This is a genomic window from Moorena sp. SIO3H5, from assembly GCF_010692395.1.
GTDB lineage: Bacteria > Cyanobacteriota > Cyanobacteriia > Cyanobacteriales > Coleofasciculaceae > Moorena.
In genome coordinates, this window is sequence record NZ_JAAHHS010000655.1 from 1 (window position 1) to 2644 (window position 2644).

Annotated in this window: 1 pseudogene; it reads right to left on the minus strand. The window is 46.0% G+C overall.

Going from position 1 to position 2644, the window contains the following annotated elements:
• Positions 1-22: 22 nt before the first annotated feature.
• Positions 23-2644 (minus strand): annotated as a pseudogene (locus F6K52_RS35135) (hypothetical protein); the annotation flags it as partial.

Here is a 2644-nt window from a genome sequence, read left to right on the forward strand (position 1 = left end):
TAGACCACGTCCGAAGCGCGGGTCATCTTACGTTTTTACTTTCATGGCCTTGATGCACCTTTGAATGAAGAATTCTTAATTCTCCATTCTCCATTCTCCATTCTCCATTCTTAATTCTATATTCTTCCAGCAAGCAATCACAAAACGCCTTCAGTTCCGGATTGACATAACTATTTCTGGAATTACTACGTAAGCAAGAACAACCCCTAGCTAAGAGTCCATCTAGGGTGTCCACCCGCCACAGCTTGATGGTATCCCCGTCTATGGTAGCTAGTTCCGTCCCATCTGGGTTGAAAACCATCCGAGTCCCTTCGAATTGGGCAATTTGCCGACCCCTTAAATCCCACAGGCGGACGGTACGGTCAAATCCAGCGCTAGCGAGCAATTGACCATCCGGGCTAAATTCCAGCTGGTCAACCCAACCCTGATGACCTTTCAATGCCTGGATTTGCCCAGTGTTGACATCCCACAACCTCACCATTCCGTAAACTCCAGCAGTAGCTAGGAGTTTACCATCCCGGCTCAATGTAAGCTGGTAAACTCTACCCTGATGCCTTTTAAATGCTTGGACTTGGCCAGTATTGACATCCCACAACCTCACGATTCTGTCAACTCCAGCGCTAGCGAGGAGCTGACCATCCCAGCTAAATTTCACCTGGTCAACCCAACCCTGATGCCCCTTCAATTCCTGGACTTGCCTAGTTTTGAGATCCCACAACATCACCATTCTGTCACATCCAGTGCTAGCAAGGAGTTGACCATCCCGGCTCAATGCCACCTGCCTAACCCAACCCTGATGCCCCTTCAATTCTTGGACTTGCCCAGTGTTGATATCCCACAACCTGACTATTCCGTCAAATCCAGCGCTAGCAAGGAGTTGACCATCCTGGCTCAATGCCACCTGCCTAACCCTCCCCTGATGCCCTTTCAATGCTTGGACTTGCCCAGTTTTTAGATCCCAAACCCTAACGATTCTCTCCTCGCCAGCGCTAGCGAACAGCTGACCATCCAGGCTAAATTCCACCTGCCTAACCCTACCCTGATGCCCCTTAAATTCTTGTTGGACTTGCCCAGTTTTTAGATCCCACAACCTCACCATTCCCTCCTCTCCAGCGCTAGCGAGATGCTGACCATCCCGCCTAAATGCCACCTGCTTAACCCTACCCTGATGCTTTCCAAGTCTAGGCTGTTGAATGTGGTCAAGAATCTGTTGTAAAGCTAGCATTGGACTAGCAGCGGGATAGTCTTTCAAGGGAGTATTTTTCGTGACCATTGCTTTCAATGCTTTTCCGGTCTCCATAGCTTCTAGTAAGGCATCAAACGGGCTCTTCTTAAATTGATCAACATGTTTAACTCCTGCTCGTTCTAGTTTTTCTCCTTCTTGCTGCCATTGCTCTAAAATCCGCTTTTGTTCCTCAAACTTTGTCAATCTCTTCCGAATCGGTTCTACTAAATAATCATGAACTAACTGATATAAGTCTTCTGTTCCTAGTGGAATCTTAAACACTAAACCCGATCCTACTAGAATCTCCAAAATCAGGGTGATTTGCTCTGAGGGTAAAGTTAACCCAGTAGCTAATTCACTCTCCGTTATTAAGGGTCTCAGTTGCTTGTCATCGGTCAATAGAAACAACAATTTCCAGGTAGTTTCTCGGTTTTTCGTTCCACAATCCGTAACCACAGCGTCCAGATAACGCTCTACTAATTTTTCCTTATCGCCTCTTTGCTGATACTGCTCCAAGGTGACAATTCCCTCGGTTTCTAATTGGGCTCCCACCACCTGCAATTCAATGGGACGTACTTCTCCAGTTTCTGCTGCTAAATCTTTCACCAATTGCTCAACCAGCTGTGGTTCTAAGGAAAACTTAGCCTGCTCCGTTAACCGTTCAATCACCGCTTTGGCCTGGGATTGAGTAAAATTTCCTAAGTAATAGATAACATCCTTGCTGAGGATATCATTATTGACGACATCTAAACTAATCAGGCGGTTGTTACACTCTAATAAATAATAGATATAATCTTCCCGCAAAGCCAGAATCACCTTCACGGCCTCAAGGGTTAGACAGTCCTTTATAAATTGATAAAAAACTCGCCGTTGCTGTGGCTGAGGATACTGAAAGAAAAATTCTTCAAACTGGTCCAAAATTAGAACAGTCAGTCGATTAGTGTCACTATTGTGTCGGAGCTGGTGGAGAATTTTGCCCAGAATTTCCTCCCCCTCTCCCCCCTGATCTGTTCCAATTATCTTTTGAGCTAACCTATCCTGCCACCGGTTATAAACCCTCAGCAACACTGGCTCCACATCCCGAGCATAAATAATCTCTTGCTGTAATCTAGGAATTAAACCAGACTCAAGTAGAAAACTTTTACCCACACCGGAGGAGCCACAAATTACCGTTAGTTTGTGGTCTGTGCGACCAATACGCTCAACTAAGTCATTAATGGCTTGTTCTCGACCAGAGGCAGCAATTTGATCAGCGAGCTGAGTATACCTGATTCGTTGGTTGAGGGACAATCCACCAGGACCGACAAATGCCCGAAACCGGAACTGATACTCGATTGATTGCTGGTATGCCTTAACTGAGAAGGCTTTTTGATACTCCCCTTGGTCAAAGTAGAGCTGTCGCAATTCTTTGAGAATCTT